The organism is Aquimarina spongiae, assembly GCF_900141785.1.
In the GTDB taxonomy this organism is placed as follows: Bacteria; Bacteroidota; Bacteroidia; order Flavobacteriales; family Flavobacteriaceae; genus Aquimarina; species Aquimarina spongiae.
Window position 1 is genome coordinate 284146 of sequence record NZ_FQYP01000006.1, and the last position, 22960, is coordinate 307105.

Genomic DNA, 22960 nt, shown 5'->3' on the forward strand with positions numbered 1-22960 from the left:
TATGAAAACAGCAATTCTTAGTCTAGCAACTTTATTAAGCTCAGCGGTAATGGTTGCCCAGTCGAATACCAGTAACGTAAGTCAAACAGGAGAAGAAAATTTGGCAAACATTACTCAGGTAGGAGATTCTAACTCTTCAATTACTTTACAAGAAGGTGTAGGGAACAATGCCGAAGCAATTCAGGGTAGTGATGCATTTAGCTCTACTCTTGGAGTTGTAGAACAAACTCAAATTGGTGATGGAAACCAAGCATTGGCTCAGCACGAAGAGCTTTTGAATGAGATTTATCAAGAGCAAATCGGAAACGGTAACTCGGCAACAGCTACTCAAAATTTAGCATTTACAGGTGGGGCTAACTTGGCAAATCAACTTCAAGAAGGAGATGGTAACCAAGCAGTAATCTCTCAAGAAGGAGCCTTTAACACGGCATTCCAGGTGCAATTCGGAGAGGAAAATAGCGCAACGTCAACTCAAGAAGGAGGTTTCAATGTTAGTGACATCAACCAAAGTGGAATCCTTAATGAAGCAACTATCGCTCAAATCGGAGACGGGAACTCTTCTCAGCAAAGTCAAGTTGGAGATTCAAACTTAGGTACTGGTGAGCAGTGGGGACCAGACAATGTATTATTACAAGATCAAGATGGTGGTGGTAACACTGCAATCTCTATCCAAGGTAGTAGCTCTTTCGAATCAAGAGGAGGAGAAGTTCAGCAAATCCAGATAGGAGACGAAAACTTTGCGTTTGCTAACCAAGAAGAAGATAACAACAGAGCGCTTCAAGGACAGTTAGGAGAATCAAATAGTGCAACTATCTCTCAAAACTTAGGATCTTTTGGTGGAGATAACTTCGCTATCCAACAACAATTAGGAAACAGAAACGTTGCTGATGCTTCTCAAAACGGAACTGCAAATGCTTCTGATCAATTACAAAGTGGAGACGAAAATACTGCTTCTGTAACACAATCAGGAGACAATAACGTAGCGATCCAAAACCAAGACGGATTTGGAAACAACGCTGTAGCAGAGCAAGGTAGTTTCTTCTTTGATTCTAGAGGAGGGGTAATCAACCAAACTCAGTCTGGAGAAGGAAACGACGCATTCGCAAGACACGAAGAGGATAACAATACTATCGTTCAGAACCAAACAGGAGCTGGAAACAGTGCTTCTGCAACTCAAAACATCTTAACTTTTGGTGGAGAAAACGTAACTGACCAATTCCAGTTCGGAAGCGGAAACGTAGCAGAATCTTCTCAAGAAGCTGGTTTAGGAGAAGCTGGTGAAGGAAACTTAGTAATCCACTTCCAGTTCGGTGATGAGAACATCGCTATCTCTGACCAAAACGGTGCAACAAATACAAGTGATATCTTCCAATTTGGAAACGGTAACTTAGCTAACGATACTCAAACTGGATTAGGAAACAACACTTTCGTAACTCAATTAGGAGATCTTAACGCAAGTACAATCATCCAAACAGGAGCAGGTAACTCTGCGGTTGTTACGCAAAACGGACTATAATAGAAAAGTCACTATAATTTTATACCTTAGAGGAGTTATGCTTAAATTAGCATAACTCTTCTGTGGGTATTTAATGCTATAAAGAAATGAAGACAAATATTCTTTTAACGTTTGTTGCTTTTTTGTGTTTAGGGACATCTTTGACATTTGCTCAAGAAGCAGAAGAGGAAGAGGTTCTGGTTACAGATCAAGACAAGTTTATAACGTTATCCCAAATAAATGCGATTACTCCGCAAGCGAGCTCTTCGGTTGCTAACGGGACGAACGCAGTGTTTATTCAGCAAATTGGGACAGATAACGTGGTGCTTGCAAATATCGCAGCCGAGTCTTCTGATATTAAAATTTTCCAACAAGGAAATGAAAATAGTGTAGCTATAGAAGAAACCGCTAGAGAAATCGAAAAACAAATCACACAATTAGGAAATAATAATTCTGTGGTTGATTTTTCCTTTAATCCAGATACAGCAACCAACCTTGAACTCGTTCAGGACGGTAACAATCTTATTTTTGAGCGTTTTGGTACGAATGAACTGTCTAAAAACTTGAAGTTTAGAATGACAGGAGATGCCAGAACTATTGTAATCAGAAGTTTCTAAAAAATATAGAGCAATCGATTAGCTATGAAACCATTGGTGCTTTTGTTGTTTATGATGACTTTTCAGGTTTCTGTAGGTCAATTTACGAACACCGATGTAGTAGCAAAGATTAAACCTAAAGAAGTAGATGGGGCTGTTTCTCTTACAGGAACAGCCACCAATACTTCTGAAGTGTATAAGAGTTTGAGTTACACGATGACTGTCTTCAGAACAGATGATCAAAATAACTTAACCAAAAATAGTCAGCAAGGAAGATTTACATTGGAAGCCAATGAAGTTAAAGATTTATCAGTTACAACCGTAAATGCGGATGACACAGATAAAATTGTAGTGTTGTTGTTGATTTATGAAGAAGAAAAAATCATTGGAAAAGATCGTGTGGCATTCAATGAAAAAATTGAAAAAAAGCCGGAACCTGTAGAAGAATCTTCTGATGATGGGATAGAACTCAAAGGAATTGTCATCGAAGAAACCAAAACAAAACCAGGAAGAGACTTCTATGAATTCTTTTATAATTCGTACACTTTAAATCAAATCAATGGTAGTAAGATAGTGGGGGTTTACGAAACTTTAAGTTTTGGTAGAACCACTATACTAAGGGTAAAGATCGAAGACAATGTAATCCATCAGTTTATTAGCAAGCCGGATTTAGAATATTTAGAACAAATGTCAAAAGTGGCAATTAGGAAAGTGTTTAAATATTTTAAGGACCTCAAAAAGCAAAAAAAGGAGATCTTTCAGTATTAATAAAATTGAATAAATTGTAGTGTCAAATACAATAGGTAATTAGTTTATACCTATTTTAGCAGTCAGAAGTTTTAGGGTAGCTGAAAAAATTACAAAACAAACACATGAAATCATTTACAATAACCCTGGTTCTTATATTTTCGGCCTGTAGTTTTTCTTTTGGTCAGGAATTAGTATATCGTCCAATAAATCCTGCTTTTGGAGGCGATACCTTTAATTACCAATGGTTACTCAGTTCTGCAGAAGCTCAGAATACCTTTACAGACGATGAAGCTTCGGGAGATGATAGATCAGACTTAGAACGATTTACCGAGAACCTAAATAGTCAATTACTCAATCAGATTTCTAGAACCCTGTTTAACCAACAGTTTGGTCAAGACGGGCTTACCGAAGGTACTTTTAGCTTTGGGACACTCTTTATAGAAATTTTTCCTTCGGCTGAAGGGTTGGTCATCAATATATTAGATACCAGTACAGGAGACCAATCCCAAGTTATAATTCCTAATTAATAATTAATGTACATTAGATTTAATAGAATACTCGCAATCGTTGCTTGCGTACTTTTACTATCGGGATGCGGAACTTATTTTAATCAGCCTATTACCGTAGAAAATGCCAGAATTGGAGAAGATTCGGATGTAAGTAAAACGCTAAGAGCACTTCCGTCTCCAAAAGAACCAGTAGTAGTTGGGGTGTATAAGTTTAGAGATCAAACAGGGCAGTACAAACCTACAGAAGCTGGGAGTACGTTTAGTACAGCAGTTACTCAAGGGGCAACTACAATTTTGATAAAAGCATTAGAAGATTCTAAGTGGTTTGTGCCTATCGAGCGCGAAAACCTTAGTAATCTACTCAACGAACGAAATATCATTCGTTCTACAAGAAAAGAATACCGAAAATCAAAAAATCCTAACGAGCCACAGTTACCTCCTTTGCTATATGCAGGAATTATTCTAGAAGGTGGAATTGTCTCTTACGATACCAATATCATTACAGGAGGTTTGGGAGCTAGATATTTCGGGGTGGGTGCATCTACCCAATATCGACAAGATCGAATCACTGTGTATCTTAGAGCCGTTTCTACTTCTAGCGGGAAGATTTTAAAAACAGTGTATGTATCCAAAACAATTTTATCTCAGGCCTTAGACGCCAATTTTTTCAGGTATGTGCGCTTTAGAAGATTGCTAGAAGCCGAAACCGGATTTACCAAAAATGAACCTGCACAGTTGGCGGTTTCTGAAGCCATAGAAAAAGCAGTTGAAGCCCTAATTATAGAAGGAATTGAAGATAAACTCTGGGCGGTAAATGCTAATCAAGAAACAGTTAATAATCTGGTTCAAGAGTATGAAGCAGAAAAAGATGAAGCTCAAAATACAGGGTTATACGACCGATACTTTAAAGAACGAAGAGGTAAGAAATCTGTGTATCTACAAGGAGGTGGAGCATTAATCCGTGGTGATTATAATAACGCAGAATTATCCTACTCTGTAAAAGCCGGAGGGCGATGGTATTTTAATCCCTATCTTAATATCCATGCCAATATCAGTAAGTTTGAGTTGAACAATCAAAATGCATTTTCAGAAGGATTTAATGCAGTTGATTTGAATACAGAGCTAACTTTACTACCCTTTGAAAAGCTATCACCATTTTTCTTCGGAGGGATAGGAAGTGTAAATAGCGATAGTTTTGATAGAACATTTTTCAAATTCCAATATGGAGGTGGGATCGAATATTTGGTTTCGGATAATATAGGACTCTTGGCTAATGCTACTCATAACATATTGTTAGGAGATGAATTAGATAATATAGCTCAAGGAAAAAGAGACGATCAATACTTTAATTTCTCTTTAGGATTAAACTGGTATTTCGATAATCCAATTAAAATGAATAAGGATGCACGAAGAGCCAAAAAAATCGAAGAAAAAGAGCTGTATAATTTAAGACAAAGAAATAGAAAAGTTAGAAAAGAACGATCTTCTACCAACTAGTGGATGTGTTTTATCAGTTATGCTGATTGCTTAGAATTAAAAAAAGAACAAAGTGAAAGGATTTATCTATAAAGTAATAGTAATCGTATTGGTTTTTTCTGCAGTTTCCTGTAGCGAAGATACTATTGATGTAGCAGGTTTAGGAACGGTAAGAGGAAGAGTAGTACGATCAGGTTCTAACGAACCTCTGGAAAATGTAAAAATCTCTACGAATCCAGGAACCAGTACTGTATTCACCAATGCAGAAGGGTTCTATGTTTTAGAAAATGTTCCGGCTGGTGATTACTCTCTAACAGCAGAACGAGAGGGCTTGTTAGCATCTTTTGAGGGGATTACTGTGATTGCGGATGCAGCCCTGGAAGTTGTTTTCGAAATGGATGCTGAAACGGCAGGAAATCGACCTCCTAATGCTCCAGTACTACTCACACCAACTGATAATGCTGAAGATGTGCCTGTAGAAATAGAATTGGTTTGGAGTATTAGTGATCCTGATGATGATGAACTTACCTTTAGTGTAACTCTGCGTAACGAAGATGATTCTAATGTAGAAGTGTTCGAAAATATTACAGATACTACCTTCACCCTTTCTAATTTGTCTTTCAGTACAAAATATTTTTGGCAAGTAACGGCAAGTGATGATATTAATGACCCTGTAAATAGCCCTACTTTCGCTTTTGAGACAGCAGGTCCTCCAAATAATAGAATTGTATATACCCGATTAGTCAATGGGAACAGTGTGATCTATTCTGCGGATGAGAATGGTGAAACCGAAATTGCGCTTACAACTACTTCAAAAAATAGTTTTAGACCAAGAAGAAATGTGGCCACAGGCAAAATTGCATTTTTACAGTCTGTAGGTTCGCAAACTCATTTGTTCATTATGAATGAAGATGGTTCAGATGTACAGCAGGTTACTTCGCAAATAGGAGTAGCAGGATTCAACCTCGAAGAAATAGATTTCTCTTGGGATGCTAATGGTTCTAAATTGTTGTTCCCGAATCAGGATAAGTTGTATTCTATTAATACTACAGGAAGTGGGTTGGTACTGGTGTATCAAACCACCAATGGTAATTTGATTACAGAAGTAGACAAAAACGAAAACACTGGGATCATAGCCTTGAAGACAAATAATCTTGATGGGTACGAAGTAGAAATCTTCACGATCAACACCGCTGGAGTAGTACAAGCAACGGTTCTAACTGGTGTAACGGGCGCTGCTGGTGGAATCAATTTGTCTGTTGATGGGTCTAGGTTGTTATATACTAGAGACGTTTCTGGTGTAGAAAACACCAATTATAGAAGACTTGATTCTAATATGTTTATTCATAGTTTTGGTGGAGATCCATTGATAAATCTCTCTACAGATAAACCTTCCGGAACCAATGATTTGGATGCAAGGTTCTCGCCAAATGAAGCTTCAGTAATATATGTGAATACTTCTAATGATGGTATTTCTGCTAATAATATTCAGACTTTATTGATTTCTGATCTGGATAATAGAAATACACTTATCGAGAATGCTGCTATGCCCGATTGGGAATAGTGAGTTGTCCTTGAATAAATAGAGGTTTGAAAGAAGCAGTTTTTCGTTTACAATAAATCACTACTTCCTATTCGTTATTAGTGATTAATTCAATTATCTTTGCGCTTTAATTTTAATGACTATGAGCCAAGAAGTAAGTAAGCGATATGCTCAACGAGGTGTTTCTGCAGCAAAAGAAGATGTACACAGCGCTATCAAAAATATAGACAAGGGACTTTTTCCTAAAGCGTTCTGTAAAATTGTACCTGATTATCTTACAAATGATGAGGAGTACTGCTTGATTATGCATGCCGACGGAGCTGGTACCAAATCTTCTTTGGCTTATATGTACTGGAAAGAAACAGGAGATCTTTCTGTTTGGAAAGGTATTGCGCAAGATGCACTAATCATGAATATCGACGACTTGCTATGTGTTGGTGCTACAGACAATATCATGTTGTCCTCTACCATCGGAAGAAATAAAAATTTGATCCCCGGAGAGGTGATTTCTGCAATTATTAATGGTACCGAAGAGTTGCTTGAAGAACTCAAGTCCTTTGGAGTGCAAATTCACTCTACTGGAGGTGAAACTGCCGATGTTGGAGATTTGGTAAGAACGATTATTGTGGATTCCACCGTTACTGCTCGAATGAAACGTAAAGATGTAATCGACAATGCTAACATTCAAGAAGGAGATGTTATTGTTGGTTTAGCTTCTTTTGGACAAGCTACTTACGAAAAAGAGTATAACGGAGGGATGGGAAGTAATGGTTTAACCTCCGCCAGACACGATGTGTTTTCGAAAATTCTGGCAGAAACATATCCAGAAAGTTTTGATCCATCAGTACCTTCAGACCTGGTATATTCTGGTAAGACCAAACTTACTGATTCGGTCGAAGGTTCTCCAATCGATGCAGGTAAATTAGTGCTCTCACCAACAAGAACTTATGCACCAATTATCAAAAAGATTTTAGAGAAATTTGATAGCACAAACATTCATGGTATGGTACATTGTAGTGGAGGTGCACAAACCAAAATCTTACATTTCGTAGATCATCTTCATATCATCAAAGACAATCTGTTCGATACACCACCCTTGTTTCGATTAATTCAGGAAAACTCGGGAACAGACTGGAAAGAAATGTACCAGGTGTTCAACATGGGGCATAGAATGGAATTATACGTATCTCCAGATATAGCCGAAGAAATTATTGCCATCTCAAAAAGCTTTAATGTAGATGCCCAAATTGTAGGTAGAGTAGAAGCATCGGAAGAGAAAAGACTTACGATCCAAAGCGAATATGGTACCTATAATTATAACTAATCCGATATCATCGAATTAGTATATTTTTTCCTTAACAATTCGAGTTTAGGATGAATATATCTTTTACAAAAGGGTTTTTCGGGATTCTTACTGTAGTATTGAACAAATTCTTCAGAAGAAGAAACAAAATTGTTAAATGGTAATACCAAGGTAATAATAGGTAGCTCGAAATCACTTTGCAGATCTTTTATAATATTCTGTATTTCTTCTTTTTTAGAGGCTTCAAAATAATAAACAGCACTTCTGTACTTTTTTCTAAAACTATGATTTGAAGTGCTTTTGTGCGTATGTAAATGAATTTCTATTAGATCTTGTAACCGTATGATTTCTGGATCATAATGGACAATAACAGCTTCAGAATATACTACGAATTCATCAAAACTACTGATGTAGCCTTGTTCTACAGTTGTAACACCACGCAGCGCATCAAAAACGGCTTCGGTACACCAATGGCATCCGCCACCTAGTCCTATCTTTTCTAATTTCATAGCATATAAAATTAATGCTTTTGTCGAAAATGTATAAAAACAGTTTTGATCAGATACGTTACGTGGTTGAGTGAGTTCAAATTTCAGATTAGGATTTCAATTCCTGATCCAGTTTTTTGGTTTGTTCCTCTTCTGAATCGTCCTGCTGCTTTTGTTCAACTAGTTCTATGATATCATCACTATTGAACTTTCCTTGTTTCTTTTGGAAGAAAATAGGTGCAGGAACCATTGCAGCCATTATGATTAATATAATTAATAGTATTCTTCTGAGTATTCTTTTTAATCTGCTCATTTTATGAATAGGTAATGACCCTTCGAAAACACAAAGGGTACTGGGTTTTAAAAAAATAAATGAATGTTCTAGGCTATGAGTGCTAGGGATACAATACTAGGCCGTGATACAATGAGCAGAATCTTCGTCAGGAAATACTTGTGGTGTACTAAAATTAATTTTCTTTCTAAGCGATAATGCTAGATGAGGTGTGTGCTTTTTAAGAAATTTGCGAGTAACAGATGCATGCATATCAGACAAATCAAGAAGTAATTGCTGTATATGAATTGTAGAACGCTGGATTTCTTTGGATTGTACAACCTTTTCAAAACGAATAGTTCTTTTCGTATCTGTTGCTGTAACAGTGAGTAATTCAATTTCTACCCTTTTGGTTTGAGGAGGAGTGTACTGCGAATACCCACCAAAACTAAAAATAGCAGCAAATAGAAAAAACCACTTGATTATCGGAAAGTTTTGATATGTACTTGTTCCGTTTTGTTTCATGACACCTTAAAAATACAACTTTTAGAAGAAAACCATGGTTAGAATGAAAGTAGAGTATAGGCTTTTCTTCAAAAAAGCTTACTTTTGTATATTCTACAGATTAGGACAATTTACGATGATTGATAAATTAAATATAGTTAAGCAGCGATTTGATGAAGTGAGTGATTTGATCATTCAGCCGGATATCATTGCGGATCAAAAGAGATATATTAAGTTAAACAAAGAATATAAGGATCTAAAAGCCTTGATGGATGAGAGAGATCGTTATATCGAATTAACAAATAACTTGAAGGAAGCCGAAGAAATTATTTCAGACGGTAGCGATGCCGAAATGGTAGAAATGGCCAAAATGCAGTTAGAAGAAGCAAAAGAAGAGCTTCCGTCTCTTGAGGAGAAAATTAGATTTATGTTGGTGCCCAAGGATCCCGAAGATGCCAAAAACTGTGTGGTTGAAATTCGCGCAGGAACAGGTGGAGACGAAGCAAGTATTTTTGCAGGAGATTTGTTTAGAATGTATACCAAGTATTGTGAAGGTAAAGGCTGGAGTACTAGTGTGGTAGATCTTAATGAAGGAACCAGTGGAGGATATAAAGAAATCATTTTTGAAGTAAATGGCGAAGATGCCTACGGTACCATGAAGTTTGAAGCTGGAGTACATCGTGTGCAACGTGTGCCTCAAACTGAAACTCAAGGACGTGTTCATACCAGTGCTGCTACGGTTATGGTGCTTCCTGAAGCTGAAGAGTTCGATGTAGAATTAGATATGACCGAAGTGCGAATCGAAAGAACCACTTCTACAGGCCCTGGAGGACAGTCGGTAAATACGACTTACTCTGCGATCAAACTACATCACGAACCTACAGGAATGATTGTAAGCTGTCAGGATCAAAAGTCCTCTCACAAAAACCTGGAAAAAGCATTGAAAGTATTACGTTCTCGATTATATGAGTTAGAGTTGGCTAAGAAACAAGCTGCAGACTCGGAGAAACGTAAGAGTATGGTGTCGTCTGGAGATCGATCTGCAAAGATTAGAACTTATAACTATCCACAAGGTAGAGTGACCGATCACCGAATCGGGCTTACTCTGTATGATCTAGGGAATATTATAGATGGAGATATCCAAAAAATTATAGACGAGTTACAGTTGGTAGAAAATACTGAAAAACTGAAGGAATCAAACGAAGTTTTCTAACTAGAGTTTCTTTTCTTATAACAATATAGGTGTTTCAAGTTTGAAGCACCTTTTTTATGCTTATTTATCAATAGTATTGGTAAGATCCGAAAGGATCAAATGTGTGGTTGGTTCTCCGTATGAAATCAATTGATCGATAAATTTCTGCAAATGAATTTGATCTACAAGTATGGCCTTTAGAAAAATGTTGTAATTACCTGTAACTCGATATATTTCCTTGATTTCGGATAAAGAATTCCATTCTTTGGTAAATGGATCCAGTTTACCACTATGCAGTTTTAGCATGATAAAAACTTCTAATCCGTATCCTAGTTTGGCATAGTCAAGGGTTATCCCATATTTTTTGATAATCGCTTCGTCCTCCATTTTTTTAATACGCTCTCGGACAGAAGAAGGTGATAACCCTATTGTATTCCCTAACTCTACGTAGCTAGCTTTGGAGTTTTTAATTAATGCATTGATTATTTTTAAATCTAATTGATCCGCCATTGAATTTTTGGTTTTTTGTAAAATTATAACTTTTTAAATGGTTAATATGTTTTAATTCAATTGATTCTTTTTCTTGGTGTCTGCCTCAAGAAGTACTTTTGATCCATGGATATTTTTGTACTTATTTTGGCTGTGGGCATCTTTGTAGGTTTTTTTGTTCAGACTATTCTTGGGTTTGGAGGAGCATTGGTCGCTTTGCCAATATTACTATTCGCAATGCCAGTGCCTGAGGCTATAGCGTATATATCAATTTTTTATGTGTTCTCAAGTTTATATTTAATGAGGAAAGAATGGGAGTATATAGATAAAAACCTGCTAAAGAAAATGACAGTGTCTTCATTGATAGGGGTCGCTATTGGTGTTATCCTGTTGAGTTTTGCGAAACCGTTACTATTAAAAAAAGCACTAGGGCTATTTATTATTCTTTATGTTGTTTATAAATTAAAGGCTAATACCTCATTTAGACTGTCTAATAGTTTCCAATTTGTGTTCAGCTTATTAGGTGGTTTTTTCTCTGGGCTGTTTTCTACAGGAGGGCCTTTGTACGTAGTCGTGGTAAATGCTTCTACACCTAGTGTTCATACTTTTAGAGCAACGATGTTTGGTATTTTGGCATTAGTAACCTTTGCAAGAATCCCTTTGCTGATAGCTGGAGGGATATTGCATATAGAGCAATTTAAATATACCTTAATGACACTTCCTTTCTTTGCGATGTCGCTATTTTTAGGAAAATGGGTATATAAGGTGATCAACAAGGAGTTTTTGAGCAAAATGATTATGCTCATTCTTTTGTTATCCGGTATTGTGTTGTTGATTAAATGAAAATCCTAGTTGGAATATTACGGATTTTTGTTTTTGATTTCACTTCTCACCAGCTTACCAGAAGCGGTTAATTCGTTTTCTGACCATCCTCCCGTTCCACTAGCTCCTGGTGTTAACGCAGCAGATGCTTCTTGTTTGTCGGCGATTGACCAATTACACCAGGATATCTTGTTTTGATCCAAAAAATCCCACCACGCCTGTGCTTCGGTTGTATCTATAAAGCCATCTCCAGAGGCCTCGGTAACTCCGTATTCGGTTACAAATAATGCAATCCCTGCGTCCAGTGCTTTCTGAGCTTTATCTCTTAAAAATTGTTTGTGAGTTGCTGCATAGTAATGCAAGGTGTAGGCCACGTTATTATCGTTTATGGTATTTCCGATAACTTCGTCTACATCTTGAGACCAGGAACGTGTCCCGCAAATGATCAAATTATCAGCATCGTGTTTTCTTATTTCTGCGATAACCTGTTCGTGATAAGGTTTTAGAATATCATTCCACGAAGCTCCAGGAAGGGGTTCATTGTAGATTTCATAAATCACATTAGGTTGATCTCCGTATTTTTGAGCAACTTCGGCAAAGAATGTTTTAGCTGCTTCTACATGATCTTCGGCGTGATGACTGTGCCAATCTACGATTACATAAATACCTTGTTCTATGGCGGCATCGATCACTGTAAAAATCTTTTGTTTTTCAATATCAGGTTTGCTTAAATACCCATCCGCATCTTCTACACCCATAGCAGCTCTTACGATTGTAGAATTCCAGTCTTCTTTTAACCATTGTACGGCTTCCTTTGTGTAGTATTGTCCCATCCACTGACTCCAAAATAAAGACATACCTCTCAACTGGACAGCTTCGTTTTGTTTTCCAACAATTTGATTTCCGGAAACTTTGAGTAATCCATGCTTTTCTACAATCGAAGAAGAATCATCTGGCTCTTCGGTACCATCCCCTCCAGTTGAATCGGTTTCTGGCATAGCATCTGAGCCTGATTCGCAAGCGATCATAAAAGAAGTGGCAAATATAAATAGGAGTAAGGTCTTCAGGATTCTCATAGTGTGAAAGTTCTATTTGGTTATGTTTGAAATAACGAATAGAAGTCTCTTTTAGTGTGAGATTTTGAAGTTAACTATTAATATTTATACAGAATTTATCTGTTATTTAATTTTGAGTTGCTTCCTCTTTCTTCTTGAATGAAACAATCACAAAATAAATTCCTGCGACAATAAAAGGAATACTAAGCCATTGACCAGTAGATAGTGAATCCCCAAGGGCTTCTTCGAAACCACCCTGACTCTTTTTTACGTATTCTACTACAAATCGTACAGTCCATAGAAGTATTAGGAATACCCCAAAGATAAACCCTTTGTAGTTGCGTTTGTCTGTTTTCCAATAGATCAACCAAAGGATGATGGCCACAAAAACATAACCAAAGGCTTCGTATAATTGAGCTGGATGTCTGTAAGGTACGCTGTCCAAAAGCGCCGAAAATTTCGGATTATCCACAATGGCAGCATAAGCTTTATTAACATCTTTGATGCCTGTTTCTTTTACGACTTCGAACTTGCTAATTCCATCCCGAATAAATTTTACGCCAAAAGGGGAGTCCCCGGATTCTTTTCCGATGATTTCGGAATTGAAAAAATTACCCAATCTCACAAAAATTCCTCCAAATGCTACAGGAATAACGATTCTGTCTAATACCCATAGGATATGTTTTTGTACTACTTTTTTAGAGTAGTAATACATGGCGGTAATGATCCCGATGGCAGCTCCATGGCTAGCTAAGCCTTGAAAACCAATAAATTCAAATTTCGGAGAGAATCTAAAAGGTAATATAATTTCTAGCAAATGATTCCTATAATAATCCCAATCGTAGAAAAATACATGACCCAATCTCGCTCCAATTAATGTGGCCACTACGGCATAAATAAAAATAGAATCGAGTTTTTCCATAGAGATGTTTTCTCTGATGTAGATTTTCTTCATCAAATACCAACCCAGCGAAAAGGCCACAACAAACATCAGGCTATAAAAACGAATGACAAAAAAACCAAGGTCGATGCCTTCTACGGGATTCCAGACAATTTTTGATAATATCATGGGTGGATTTATTTTTCGTGAGTAAATATAGGTATTTCTATCAGAAACTACTTAGCGGATTTTTATGGAAATAATGAATAGATAATGAAGATAAGTTCATGGTGTAAACAATAGATTTAGCTATTTATTCTGTATTCGACTTTTTCTTTACCTCAGGAACAGGGTCATACCCGCTTCCTCCCCATGGGTGGCAACTGAAAATTCGTTTTATAGCTAGTACACTTCCTTTGAATAATCCATGTTTCTGCAGCGCTTCAATAGTATAATGAGAGCATGTGGGGTGGTATCTGCAGGTAGCAGGAGTTAATGGTGAGATCAAATTTTGATACAATTTCACCAACACCACAAAAGGAAATATGAGTGCCTTTTTTATGATTTCCTTTGTCTTCAAAACATTTAATTCAAAGTGAATGTAGTTCCTTCTCGACTATCTTTAAGTTGAATTCCTATTTCTGCTAACTCATCTCTAATTTTGTCACTAGTTGCAAAATCCTTGTTAGCCCTAGCTTCTGCTCTTAGTTTAATCAGTAGTTCTACCGCTCCAGAAAGCTTGTCAGTAGCATCAGATGATACCTCGTTTGCATTTATCAGACCAAGAACATCAAAAACGAAATCATGCATGGTTTGATTCAGTAGCATTAGATCTTCTACAGAAATACTTGCCTTTTGTTCTTTAAGTGTATTGATAAATTTTACAGCATCAAATAGTTTAGCAATAAGTATTGGGCTATTGAAATCATCATTCATAGCTTCATAACATTCATTTCTCCAAGTAGCAACATCAAAACCTTGGGTTGCTTGAGTTGCTTCTAGATTAGATAGTGTTTGTAAAGCATCCATAAGTCTATGGAATCCTTTTTCGGAAGCCTCTAACGCGTCATTTGAAAAATCTAAGATGCTTCTGTAATGAGCTTGCATCATAAAAAAGCGCACAATAGAAGGGTCAAAAGCTTTGCTTAGGATGCTATTTTCTCCGGTAAACAATTCTGCGGGAGATATTGTATTTCCTGTCGATTTTGACATTTTTTTACCATTTAAGGTAAGCATATTAGCGTGCATCCAGTAATTAACAGGTGTCTGTCCACAGGCAGCTTCTCCCTGTGCAATTTCACATTCATGATGAGGGAATTTCAGATCCATTCCGCCTCCGTGAATATCAAACTGTTCGCCTAGGTACTTGGTACTCATTACAGTACACTCCAAATGCCATCCCGGAAAACCATCGCTCCAAGGAGCGGGCCATCTCATAATGTGTTCAGGTTCTGCTTTTTTCCAAAGTGCAAAATCCTGAGGGTTCTTTTTGTCTGTTTGTGCTGCCAATTCTCTGGTGTTCGCAATCATGTCTTCAAGATTACGCCCGCTTAGCTTACCGTATTGACTAGTTTCATTGAACTTTTGTACATCAAAATATACAGAACCATTAGATTCATAAGCAAAACCATTATCAATGATGGTTTTGATGATTTCTATTTGCTCTACAATATGCCCTGTGGCTGTTGGTTCAATACTAGGCGGGATAGTGTTGAATTTGGCCATGACATTATGGAAATCCAATGTGTATTGTTGTACAATTTCCATGGGTTCCAATTGCTCGATGCGAGCTTTTTTAGCTATTTTGTCTTCTCCTTCTTCAGCATCATTTTCCAAATGTCCAGCATCTGTAATATTACGTACATAACGCACTTTGTAGTCAAGATGTCTTAAATATCTAAAAACAAGATCAAAAGAAATAAAAGTTCTACAATTTCCCAGATGTACATTACTATATACTGTTGGACCACATACATACATACCAATGTTACCTTCAGTAATAGGGGTGAAGGTTTCTTTTTCGCTGGTTAAGGAGTTGTAAATTTTTAATTCTTGAGTTTTGTACAAAGGAGCTGTCGCCATAATTTGTTAAGTGCCGAAATTAATATTAAGATTAGAATGTTGTGTCTAGTTGAATGTAATCCAAAAATTCTCTTTTTGTAGCAGGATCTTTAAACTTTCCACCAAATTCACTGGTAACCGTACTACTTTCAATATCGCGTATTCCTCTGGAGTTTACGCACAAATGTTTTGCATCTATCACACAAGCTACATCTTCAGTTCCTAATACGACCTGTAGATCTTGAACAATTTGCATCGTTAAACGTTCTTGAACCTGTGGTCTTTTTGCATAGTAATCTACAATACGATTCATTTTGGATAGTCCTACTACAGTACCGTTGGAGATGTAGGCAACATGTGCTCGACCAACAATAGGTAATAAGTGATGTTCGCAAGTAGAATATACAGTAATGTTCTTTTCTACCAACATCTCACCGTATTTATAATGATTCTGAAACGTAGAGGCATCGGGTTTTCTTTGTGGATGTAATCCAGAAAAAATTTCATTCACAAACATTTTTGCAACGCGTTGTGGAGTACCTTGAAGGCTGTCGTCGGTAAGATCCAAGCCTAAGGTTTCCATAATATGCTTTACATCTTCTTTAATCAGAGCAATTTTTTCTTTATCACTAAGTTTAAAGGCATCTTCTCTAAGAGGGGTGGTTGCGCTAGTAGCTACATGATTATCACCTAGCGCTTCAATAGCTTCAAGGGCCTTGTCAATTTTCACACTTCAAATATTTAATATTCATAAAATCCTAGTAAGAATCACACTTCAAAATATATATTTGCACATAAACTTTTACAACAGTATGGTTTCCGTTTAGGATACTTTCATAACATAGTTTGCAAAGATACGATTTTGTTGATTTACTTAGTAAAAGCAATGTTAAACAATTACGTATTGTAGTTTTATTGTAGAAGTTCAGTATATTTAAATCCCAAATTTAACCGAAACACAAGAAAACTGTAGTTTCTAACGTTATATGACAATGGCAAAAAAAATATCTTTACCTCAAATTGCGTTGATCCTCTTTTTTATTGGAGTAACTCCTTTTTCTGGAGTTGCCCAGGTGGATTTTGATGTAGCGTGTCGATTTGCTCAACCGTTTTGTTCTGATGCTGCTCAGGAGCTGACTTTTCCTAATATAACAGGAGAGGATATTAGTTTTCAGGGATTAGGTTGTTTGGATAGTACACGTAATTCTTCTTGGTATTTTCTTAGAATAGATGAAGCAGGAGAGTTGATTTTTGATATTCAACAATGGGTTGATGGTAATGATAATAGCAGATTGGACCGTGGAGAACAGCAATTGGATGTGGATTTTATAGCTTGGGGACCATTTAATACTTCTTTTATCAATTGTGAAGATGATCTGGCTCGAGGTTGTGATACAGCTGGAGATGATACGCCAAGACCTGCAGAGTGTGTAAATAATGTAGACGATCCGGATTTTTATACCACAGGCCCATTGGGACTAGACAATACTAATATTGTAGATTGTAGTTTTGCCAGAAACCCCGAGGAAGGGATCTTTACGGAGACCTTTACTATTCCAAATGCACAAACAGGAGAATATTATTTCATTTTGATCACTAATTTCTCTGATGAGGCGGGGGTGATTCAATTACAACAAACCAATCTTGATGAAGATAATGCTGGTACTACAGATTGTACAATACTAGAACCAGGAGTAGGTCCTGATATTGCTACCTGTGGGGAGTTTCCTATTTCTATTGAAGGACGTTTTCCTGGAGCAATTGTATATCAATGGCAGTCTGCACCATTAGGATCTACAGCATTTACAAATGTGGGCGGATTAACAGATACTCCAGTGCTAAGTGTTACTGCTGAAGGAGCCTATCAATTAATTGGATATTCTGATACAGCGGGAACAACCGAGGTTGGACGTGATGATTTATCAGTAGTAGACGTGTCTACCAAAGAAATTACGGTAACGGGGAATATTGCTGAAGAATCTTTTGCGGGGAGTTATACAATAACGGCAGAGGTTACCACAGCTCCAATAGATATACAAGCATTAGGATTTACTGATTTTGAGTACCGATTAGATCGAGATATAGGTCAGGGGTTCCGCGAGTATCGCGAGTATCAGTCTTCTCCGGTGTTTGAGGATGTTCCTCCAGGGGATTATCGAATTTTGGCTCGATATGCAAATTGTCCTGCTACCGAGAGAGAGTCAGATATTATTATGATCTTGGGGTATCCTAAATATTTTACACCTAACGGAGATAGTTTTCATGATACCTGGCATATCATTAATATAGAAGATCAGCCTAATGCGCAGATTTATATTTTTGATCGCTACGGAAAGTTATTAAAACAATTACGACCAGGAGGTCTGGGGTGGGATGGAACCTATAACGGAAGAATCATGCCGTCCTCTGAATATTGGTTTAGAGTAGAGTTCAATGAACCACGAGATCCGAATATGCGAAGAAGAGTATTTGCTGGGAGTTTTTCCCTAATACGATAAAAGACAAAAAGAGCTTCCAAATAGGAAGCTCTTTTTGTTTATACTATTTATTTCAGTCTCTTAAAAATTCATTCCAAGAGTAAATGTGTAATTGTCCTTAAAGGTGTCTACCACTGCAAAATTGGTAAAGCCTGACCCTGGGAAAAATTGTTCTTGTCTTTGTTGATCGGTATAATCATAAGCGAAATCAAATTTGAATTGGCCAAAATTGTAACCGAAACCAACAGAATAACCGTTTTTATCACTTAGGATGCGATCATCTTTGTACGGACTTTCCTCGTAGCTGTATCCTGCTCTGATACTCCAGTTTCCATTTCTCCATTCAGTTCCTAAGCGAATAATGGCAACATCTTGTAATGCAGTGTCAATATCGCTATTCACTCCGGTAAAATTTACACCGTTGTCAGAACTTAATTCTATTGAAGTATAATCCTTATAAGAGTAATCCAAACTTATTAATCCTTGCTTGCCAAAAATTAAGGCGGCACTACCGGTATAGGTTTCGGGTGTTCTTAGTTTGTACTCTGGAAAAAGATTAATGATGTTGGGATTTACCACAGCGGTTCCATCCGTATCACTAAAAGTTTCCAAACGTTGAACAGTTTCCTCTTCAATATAATACCAAGTAGGGGATTCGTATGAGGCACCCAGACGTAATATATCAGATACCTTTGCAATCGCTCCGAACTGTGCTGAAAATCCAGCACCATTGGTGGATAATCTATTCGTAAAAATCACCTCATTTATATTGCTACCTGCATTGTTGTTTCCTTCAAAAAAATCAGTGACTCTATCGTAATTTATAAAATGAGTATTCAAGTTAACTCCTACATACAAATCGTCATTAATTTGCGCTCCTCCATTGATGGTAAATTTACCGTTAAGACCTGTGCTTTCTACAATGTATTCTTGATCAAAAACACCTGATGCGATATTAGAAACATATGCTGTATTATCTGGATCATCAGGATCTACGGCATCTATTACAAAAGCTTCATGTCCCAAAAAGGCCTGTTGTACACCAAAACCTTCGGTTTCTCCTAAAAAGGCGTATAGATCATTTACAGATTCGCCGGTTCTACGTGTGATTAAATCCAACGGTAATCCTTGGGCTTCTGCAAGAAAAAAGCTGTCAATAGAATTTGTACTGCGACCAAAGCTTACAAATTCATCCGCATTATCTGCCGTTTGCTCATATGCAAGACCAAGAGAAAAGCGTTTGATATTGGAAGAGGAGTGACTGTTGTCGTAAACCAATACTGTTCCTAATTGATTAAAATTGATATTAGTGTCACTTTCGCTGGCAAATCCATCAAAATAGCGAGCCTCATTTATGGTTCTGGTAGATCCAAGCGTTATAGATCCGTATGAGTTTAAGAAAACTGCCGATCCTGCCGGGTTAATCTGAATAGATGACAAATCTCCTCCCAAGGCTCCGAAGGCTCCACTCATTCCTCTAAATCGAGCCGTACCCAATACATTTTGTTGCGAGTATCGCAGTGCATCTGTAATATCCTGAGCGTTCAGAAAAGACATAGATAGGACACCTATGAACAAAAATAGTTTTTTCATTTTGTACAAATTTAGACTTACAGAATGTCTGTGTTATGATGACATTCTACAAATAGAATTGGTAAAGATCAAGGTGTTTTTATCCTCTTCCTCTACTTCTGCTACCACTACTTCTTGAAGAGGATCTGCTACCTCCTCCGCGGTAACCACTACTTCTTGAGCTTCCTCCTCTAGAATAACTACCACGACTTCTTGAAGATCCTGAAGAAGGAGTATATGATCTGCTTCTGTTAGAAGAACTACTGCTTCTTGCTCTAGATCCAGAACTAGAGTATGTTCTAGAGCCGTTTCTGTTTACGGATGATCTAGAACGTGTTCCGTAGCCGGATCCATTAGAGTAGCTAGAGCTACGCGATCTACTTGATGCATCTGCAGATATTCTTCTGCGATTCGTATATCCTTGTCGAGTTCGGCTATAATTAGCGCTTCGAGAACGATTTGCATAGGTTCTTGATCCTCTGTAACGACTTCTAGAGGTGTTGTATCTGCTATTGTATCTACTCCCATTATACGCAATATATCCGTTTCTTCTTCCTCGATTATATGCAATATATCTTCCTCCACGATAAAAAGGAGCTCCATAGAATCCTCTACCATAAAATCCTGGTCCATAGAATCCGGCTCCATAAGGAGGACACCAAAATCCTCCGCCAAACCCAAATCCAAATCCACCGTATCCAAATCCAAATCCCCAAGGGTCATAGAAACCGTTCCATCCCCATCCAGGGCCATAGAAACCGTTCCATCCCCATCCAAGACCCCATCTAGGACCCCAGCCATTCCATCCGGTATTGATTAGATTTACATTAACTTCTGTTGGGTTGCTTCCCCAAGAAGGATTTCCTACTTCATAATTTAGTGCAGTCGCTGTAGTGTCGGCCGCATCATATCCTTCGCTCGAGTAGGAGTCGATATCAGTAAAAACTTCATTCTGTTCGACAACATCATCAATTTGCGCCGACTTTTCAGAAAAGTAACTAGAATAATAATTGGATTGATTATTAGGTTGATTAGCTGTGTTATTTCTTGGGGTTTCTACATTTCTCTGGCTTCTGGCTTCTCCATATATTCCATCATCGTAAGGTACATATTCATATGAGCCACAAGACGTCAACAAAAATGCGCTAGCCAAAAGTAACACTCCAATGGCTCCATTTTTCTGAAAATAATTTTTAGGTCGCATATCTTCTTATTTTATTGTTGAACATTACAAATTTAGTTAGTTTTGCGCTAACAAAATTTTATTTAACAATGTCACAACATTTGTGCCAAATAATAGTTTATGGGTAAGAATTTAACAAAGCGTAGCGAAGATTATTCAAAATGGTATAACGAATTGGTCGTGAAGGCCGACTTAGCCGAGAATTCGGCGGTAAGAGGTTGTATGGTAATCAAGCCCTATGGATATGCTATTTGGGAAAAAATGCAAGCTGAGTTAGATAGAAAATTTAAAGAAACGGGCCATCAAAATGCGTATTTTCCATTATTTGTGCCTAAAAGTTTGTTTGAAGCTGAAGAGAAAAATGCAGAAGGATTTGCTAAAGAATGTGCAGTGGTAACTCACTATCGATTGAAAACAGATCCGGACGATGCTTCAAAATTGATTGTTGATCCAAAAGCTAAATTAGAGGAAGAGCTGATTGTTCGACCTACTTCAGAAGCAATCATCTGGAATACTTATAAAGGCTGGATACAATCTTATCGTGATTTGCCAATTTTAGTGAATCAATGGGCGAATGTAGTGCGATGGGAGATGAGAACGCGTTTGTTTTTGCGTACAGCAGAGTTTTTGTGGCAAGAAGGTCATACTGCGCATGAGACTAGAGAAGAGGCGATAGCAGAAACCGAACAGATGAATAACGTATATGCAGATTTTGTAGAGAGTTTTATGGCGATACCTGTAGTCAAAGGTAGAAAAACGGAAAGTGAGCGTTTTGCTGGAGCAGAAGATACCTATTGTATTGAAGCATTGATGCAGGATGGGAAAGCACTTCAGGCTGGAACTTCTCACTTTTTAGGACAAAATTTTGCAAAAGCCTTTGATGTGAAGTTTACTTCTAAAGAAGGAAAGCTGGATTACGTTTGGGCAACATCATGGGGTGTTTCTACCAGGCTTATGGGGGCTTTAATTATGACACATAGTGATGATAATGGACTTGTACTGCCTCCAAATCTAGCGCCAATACAAGTGGTAATCGTACCTATATATAAGGGGCAGGAGCAATTGGATCAAATTTCAGAAGTAGCTAATGAGTTGGTTGCGGATCTTAGATCAAAAGGAATCACTGTAAAATTTGATAATAGAGATACGCATAGACCAGGAGCTAAGTTTGCACAATACGAGTTGCAGGGTGTGCCATTAAGGATCGCAATTGGCCCTAAAGATCTGGAGAAAGGTACTGTAGAATTGGCAAGAAGAGATACATTGTCCAAGGAGTTTGTAAATAAAGATGAAGTTGTGGATAAGGTAGATGCTTTGCTTAAAGAGATTCAGGAGAGTTTACATCAAAAGGCTACTCAATATAGAGATGAACATATTACAGAAGTTAATTCTTTTGAAGAATTTAAAGAGGTTTTAGAGAATAAGGGAGGATTTATTTCTGCGCACTGGGATGGTACTGCAGAAACCGAACAAAAGATAAAAGAGCTTACAAAGGCTACAATTCGATGTATTCCTTTTGATGCTAAAGAAGAAAATGGTGCTTGTGTGTATACCGGTAAACTGTCTAAAGTGAGGGTTTTATTCGCAAAGGCATATTAAGTTTTAGAAAAAAATAAAATAACACTTGCGCCATTAAAAAATAGTTGTATTTTTGCATCCGCAATTAGGCAAACAACTATGGCCCGTTCGTCTATCGGCTAGGACGCCAGGTTTTCATCCTGGTAAGAGGGGTTCGATTCCCCTACGGGCTACGAAGATTAAAATTAATTGCAGATTAATAGTGAAAGCTGTAAATTTGCAATCTTTGAAAAAAGAAAAAATGGCCCGTTCGTCTATCGGCTAGGACGCCAGGTTTTCATCCTGGTAAGAGGGGTTCGATTCCCCTACGGGCTACAAATTTTTAGTAGTAAGAAATTTAATTAGCAAAAGAAGATGGCAAATCATAAGTCAGCGTTAAAAAGAATTAGAAATAGCGAGACAAAGCGTCTTAGAAATAGATATCAGCACAAAACTACACGTAATGCTATTAAGAAGTTACGTGAGGCTGATAAGAAGGAGGCAGAGACATTGTTCCCTACAGTTGTTTCTATGCTTGATAAATTAGCGAAGAACAACGTTATTCATAAGAATAAAGCCGCTAATTTAAAGTCTAAGCTTGCAAAGCACGTAGCTGCTCTTTAATCAAGAGTAAGCATTGTAAAAGTATATAAGCTCTTCCTGCAAAGGAAGGGCTTTTTTTGTTATAATCTCTCTATCCGTTTGTTGTTATTATACAATAGGGGTAACGTAAACAT

General features: G+C 37.4%; 23 protein-coding genes and 2 tRNA genes. 14 read left to right on the forward strand and 11 right to left on the reverse strand.

From position 1 onward, the window contains the following. Nucleotide 1: 1 nt before the first annotated feature. The 7 genes from BUE24_RS15030 (at nucleotide 2) to BUE24_RS15060 (ending at nucleotide 7693) form a co-directional block, all read left to right on the forward strand. Nucleotides 2-1516 carry a hypothetical protein gene (locus tag BUE24_RS15030; RefSeq protein WP_073317227.1) on the forward strand — a complete coding sequence of 505 codons (1515 nt, stop codon included), beginning with the start codon at nucleotides 2-4 and terminating at the stop codon, nucleotides 1514-1516. Nucleotides 1517-1602: 86 nt separating this feature from the next. Next, on the forward strand, nucleotides 1603-2112 hold the full coding sequence (locus BUE24_RS15035; RefSeq protein ID WP_073317229.1) for a hypothetical protein: 510 nt from the start codon (nucleotides 1603-1605) through the stop codon (nucleotides 2110-2112). Nucleotides 2113-2136: 24 nt separating this feature from the next. Further along, nucleotides 2137-2859, forward strand: a complete 723-nt coding sequence (locus tag BUE24_RS15040; RefSeq protein WP_073317232.1) for a CsgE family curli-type amyloid fiber assembly protein — start codon at nucleotides 2137-2139, stop codon at nucleotides 2857-2859. A 104-nt stretch (nucleotides 2860-2963) separates the two neighbouring features. Next, on the forward strand, nucleotides 2964-3368 hold the full coding sequence (locus BUE24_RS15045; protein ID WP_073317235.1) for a curli production assembly/transport component CsgF: 405 nt from the start codon (nucleotides 2964-2966) through the stop codon (nucleotides 3366-3368). A 6-nt stretch (nucleotides 3369-3374) separates the two neighbouring features. After that, complete coding sequence (locus BUE24_RS15050; protein WP_073317238.1) at nucleotides 3375-4847, forward strand: CsgG/HfaB family protein; 1473 nt, start codon at nucleotides 3375-3377, stop codon at nucleotides 4845-4847. A gap of 52 nt (nucleotides 4848-4899) precedes the next feature. Further along, entirely contained in the window at nucleotides 4900-6390 is a 1491-nt protein-coding gene (locus tag BUE24_RS15055; RefSeq protein ID WP_073317241.1) for a carboxypeptidase regulatory-like domain-containing protein, read from the forward strand. 121 nt (nucleotides 6391-6511) lie between these two features. Further along, entirely contained in the window at nucleotides 6512-7693 is a 1182-nt protein-coding gene (locus BUE24_RS15060; protein ID WP_073317244.1) for an AIR synthase related protein, read from the forward strand. Here BUE24_RS15060 and BUE24_RS15065 read toward each other — a convergent pair. The 3 genes from BUE24_RS15065 to BUE24_RS15070 all read right to left on the reverse strand — a co-directional run bounded on the left by BUE24_RS15065 (nucleotide 7690) and on the right by BUE24_RS15070 (nucleotide 8956). Continuing rightward, nucleotides 7690-8181 (reverse strand): peptide-methionine (S)-S-oxide reductase, encoded by a 492-nt coding sequence (locus tag BUE24_RS15065; RefSeq protein ID WP_073317247.1) that lies wholly within the window; start codon nucleotides 8179-8181, stop codon nucleotides 7690-7692. The two genes, BUE24_RS15060 and BUE24_RS15065, sit on opposite strands and share 4 nt — an antisense overlap. An 88-nt stretch (nucleotides 8182-8269) precedes the next feature. Further along, nucleotides 8270-8473: a hypothetical protein gene (locus tag BUE24_RS23730; RefSeq protein WP_139242010.1), complete on the reverse strand. Its 204-nt coding sequence runs from the start codon at nucleotides 8471-8473 to the stop codon at nucleotides 8270-8272. 96 nt (nucleotides 8474-8569) lie between these two features. Then, complete coding sequence (locus BUE24_RS15070; RefSeq protein ID WP_073317250.1) at nucleotides 8570-8956, reverse strand: hypothetical protein; 387 nt, start codon at nucleotides 8954-8956, stop codon at nucleotides 8570-8572. Between the two features lie 115 nt (nucleotides 8957-9071). Between BUE24_RS15070 and prfA the strand changes: the two genes are divergently transcribed. Continuing rightward, nucleotides 9072-10148, forward strand: a complete 1077-nt coding sequence (gene prfA, locus BUE24_RS15075; RefSeq protein ID WP_073317649.1) for a peptide chain release factor 1 — start codon at nucleotides 9072-9074, stop codon at nucleotides 10146-10148. A gap of 60 nt (nucleotides 10149-10208) precedes the next feature. Here prfA and BUE24_RS15080 read toward each other — a convergent pair whose 3' ends face one another. Then, nucleotides 10209-10637, reverse strand: a complete 429-nt coding sequence (locus BUE24_RS15080) for an Lrp/AsnC family transcriptional regulator (protein WP_073317253.1) — start codon at nucleotides 10635-10637, stop codon at nucleotides 10209-10211. 105 nt (nucleotides 10638-10742) lie between these two features. Here BUE24_RS15080 and BUE24_RS15085 point away from each other — a divergent pair, with 105 nt between their 5' ends. Beyond that, the gene (locus BUE24_RS15085; protein WP_073317256.1) at nucleotides 10743-11459 is read left to right on the forward strand and encodes a sulfite exporter TauE/SafE family protein; all 717 of its coding nucleotides are present in this window, start codon (nucleotides 10743-10745) and stop codon (nucleotides 11457-11459) included. A 17-nt stretch (nucleotides 11460-11476) separates the two neighbouring features. Here the strand turns inward: BUE24_RS15085 and BUE24_RS15090 are convergent, their stop codons facing one another. The 5 genes from BUE24_RS15090 to folE form a co-directional block, all read right to left on the reverse strand. Further along, nucleotides 11477-12514, reverse strand: a complete 1038-nt coding sequence (locus tag BUE24_RS15090; RefSeq protein ID WP_073317259.1) for a glycoside hydrolase family 5 protein — start codon at nucleotides 12512-12514, stop codon at nucleotides 11477-11479. A gap of 106 nt (nucleotides 12515-12620) precedes the next feature. After that, nucleotides 12621-13562, reverse strand: coding sequence for a prolipoprotein diacylglyceryl transferase (gene lgt / locus BUE24_RS15095; protein WP_073317262.1), 942 nt, complete (start codon nucleotides 13560-13562; stop codon nucleotides 12621-12623). 124 nt (nucleotides 13563-13686) lie between these two features. Then, complete coding sequence (gene yidD, locus BUE24_RS15100) at nucleotides 13687-13938, reverse strand: membrane protein insertion efficiency factor YidD (protein WP_139242017.1); 252 nt, start codon at nucleotides 13936-13938, stop codon at nucleotides 13687-13689. Nucleotides 13939-13958: 20 nt separating this feature from the next. Then, nucleotides 13959-15455, reverse strand: coding sequence for a cysteine--tRNA ligase (gene cysS, locus BUE24_RS15105; RefSeq protein WP_073317265.1), 1497 nt, complete (start codon nucleotides 15453-15455; stop codon nucleotides 13959-13961). 31 nt (nucleotides 15456-15486) lie between these two features. Continuing rightward, nucleotides 15487-16164, reverse strand: a complete 678-nt coding sequence (gene folE, locus BUE24_RS15110; protein ID WP_073317267.1) for a GTP cyclohydrolase I FolE — start codon at nucleotides 16162-16164, stop codon at nucleotides 15487-15489. A gap of 262 nt (nucleotides 16165-16426) precedes the next feature. On the opposite strand from folE, the gene BUE24_RS15115 reads away from it, so the two are divergent. Further along, complete coding sequence (locus BUE24_RS15115; RefSeq protein WP_170864607.1) at nucleotides 16427-17932, forward strand: T9SS type B sorting domain-containing protein; 1506 nt, start codon at nucleotides 16427-16429, stop codon at nucleotides 17930-17932. 60 nt (nucleotides 17933-17992) lie between these two features. Here the strand turns inward: BUE24_RS15115 and BUE24_RS15120 are convergent, their stop codons facing one another. Both BUE24_RS15120 and BUE24_RS15125 read right to left on the reverse strand, forming a co-directional pair. Continuing rightward, nucleotides 17993-19504, reverse strand: a complete 1512-nt coding sequence (locus tag BUE24_RS15120; RefSeq protein ID WP_073317273.1) for an OmpP1/FadL family transporter — start codon at nucleotides 19502-19504, stop codon at nucleotides 17993-17995. Nucleotides 19505-19583: 79 nt separating this feature from the next. Continuing rightward, on the reverse strand, nucleotides 19584-20687 hold the full coding sequence (locus tag BUE24_RS15125) for a hypothetical protein (RefSeq protein WP_073317276.1): 1104 nt from the start codon (nucleotides 20685-20687) through the stop codon (nucleotides 19584-19586). A gap of 99 nt (nucleotides 20688-20786) precedes the next feature. Between BUE24_RS15125 and proS the strand changes: the two genes are divergently transcribed. The 4 genes from proS (at nucleotide 20787) to rpsT (ending at nucleotide 22847) form a co-directional block, all read left to right on the forward strand. After that, nucleotides 20787-22265, forward strand: coding sequence for a proline--tRNA ligase (gene proS, locus BUE24_RS15130; protein WP_073317278.1), 1479 nt, complete (start codon nucleotides 20787-20789; stop codon nucleotides 22263-22265). 80 nt (nucleotides 22266-22345) lie between these two features. Further along, nucleotides 22346-22417 (forward strand) — tRNA-Glu (locus tag BUE24_RS15135). 70 nt (nucleotides 22418-22487) lie between these two features. After that, nucleotides 22488-22559: transfer RNA gene (locus BUE24_RS15140), tRNA-Glu, on the forward strand. A gap of 39 nt (nucleotides 22560-22598) precedes the next feature. After that, on the forward strand, nucleotides 22599-22847 hold the full coding sequence (gene rpsT / locus BUE24_RS15145) for a 30S ribosomal protein S20 (protein ID WP_073317281.1): 249 nt from the start codon (nucleotides 22599-22601) through the stop codon (nucleotides 22845-22847). Nucleotides 22848-22960 lie beyond the last annotated feature (113 nt).

Excerpts from the sequence above, each read along its gene's own strand:
- BUE24_RS15090 (WP_073317259.1), bottom strand. The coding sequence starts at position 12,514 with ATGAGAATCCTGAAGACCTTACTCCTATTTATATTTGCCACTTCTTTT.
- rpsT (WP_073317281.1), top strand. The coding sequence starts at position 22,599 with ATGGCAAATCATAAGTCAGCGTTAAAAAGAATTAGAAATAGCGAGACA.
- cysS (WP_073317265.1), bottom strand. The coding sequence starts at position 15,455 with ATGGCGACAGCTCCTTTGTACAAAACTCAAGAATTAAAAATTTACAAC.
- BUE24_RS15070 (WP_073317250.1), bottom strand. The coding sequence starts at position 8,956 with ATGAAACAAAACGGAACAAGTACATATCAAAACTTTCCGATAATCAAG.
- BUE24_RS15065 (WP_073317247.1), bottom strand. The coding sequence starts at position 8,181 with ATGAAATTAGAAAAGATAGGACTAGGTGGCGGATGCCATTGGTGTACC.
- proS (WP_073317278.1), top strand. The coding sequence starts at position 20,787 with ATGGGTAAGAATTTAACAAAGCGTAGCGAAGATTATTCAAAATGGTAT.
- prfA (WP_073317649.1), top strand. The coding sequence starts at position 9,072 with ATGATTGATAAATTAAATATAGTTAAGCAGCGATTTGATGAAGTGAGT.
- BUE24_RS15085 (WP_073317256.1), top strand. The coding sequence starts at position 10,743 with ATGGATATTTTTGTACTTATTTTGGCTGTGGGCATCTTTGTAGGTTTT.
- BUE24_RS23730 (WP_139242010.1), bottom strand. The coding sequence starts at position 8,473 with ATGAGCAGATTAAAAAGAATACTCAGAAGAATACTATTAATTATATTA.
- BUE24_RS15050 (WP_073317238.1), top strand. The coding sequence starts at position 3,375 with ATGTACATTAGATTTAATAGAATACTCGCAATCGTTGCTTGCGTACTT.
- BUE24_RS15030 (WP_073317227.1), top strand. The coding sequence starts at position 2 with ATGAAAACAGCAATTCTTAGTCTAGCAACTTTATTAAGCTCAGCGGTA.
- BUE24_RS15115 (WP_170864607.1), top strand. The coding sequence starts at position 16,427 with ATGGCAAAAAAAATATCTTTACCTCAAATTGCGTTGATCCTCTTTTTT.
- BUE24_RS15045 (WP_073317235.1), top strand. The coding sequence starts at position 2,964 with ATGAAATCATTTACAATAACCCTGGTTCTTATATTTTCGGCCTGTAGT.
- BUE24_RS15080 (WP_073317253.1), bottom strand. The coding sequence starts at position 10,637 with ATGGCGGATCAATTAGATTTAAAAATAATCAATGCATTAATTAAAAAC.
- BUE24_RS15120 (WP_073317273.1), bottom strand. The coding sequence starts at position 19,504 with ATGAAAAAACTATTTTTGTTCATAGGTGTCCTATCTATGTCTTTTCTG.
- BUE24_RS15060 (WP_073317244.1), top strand. The coding sequence starts at position 6,512 with ATGAGCCAAGAAGTAAGTAAGCGATATGCTCAACGAGGTGTTTCTGCA.
- BUE24_RS15040 (WP_073317232.1), top strand. The coding sequence starts at position 2,137 with ATGAAACCATTGGTGCTTTTGTTGTTTATGATGACTTTTCAGGTTTCT.
- BUE24_RS15125 (WP_073317276.1), bottom strand. The coding sequence starts at position 20,687 with ATGCGACCTAAAAATTATTTTCAGAAAAATGGAGCCATTGGAGTGTTA.
- lgt (WP_073317262.1), bottom strand. The coding sequence starts at position 13,562 with ATGATATTATCAAAAATTGTCTGGAATCCCGTAGAAGGCATCGACCTT.
- BUE24_RS15035 (WP_073317229.1), top strand. The coding sequence starts at position 1,603 with ATGAAGACAAATATTCTTTTAACGTTTGTTGCTTTTTTGTGTTTAGGG.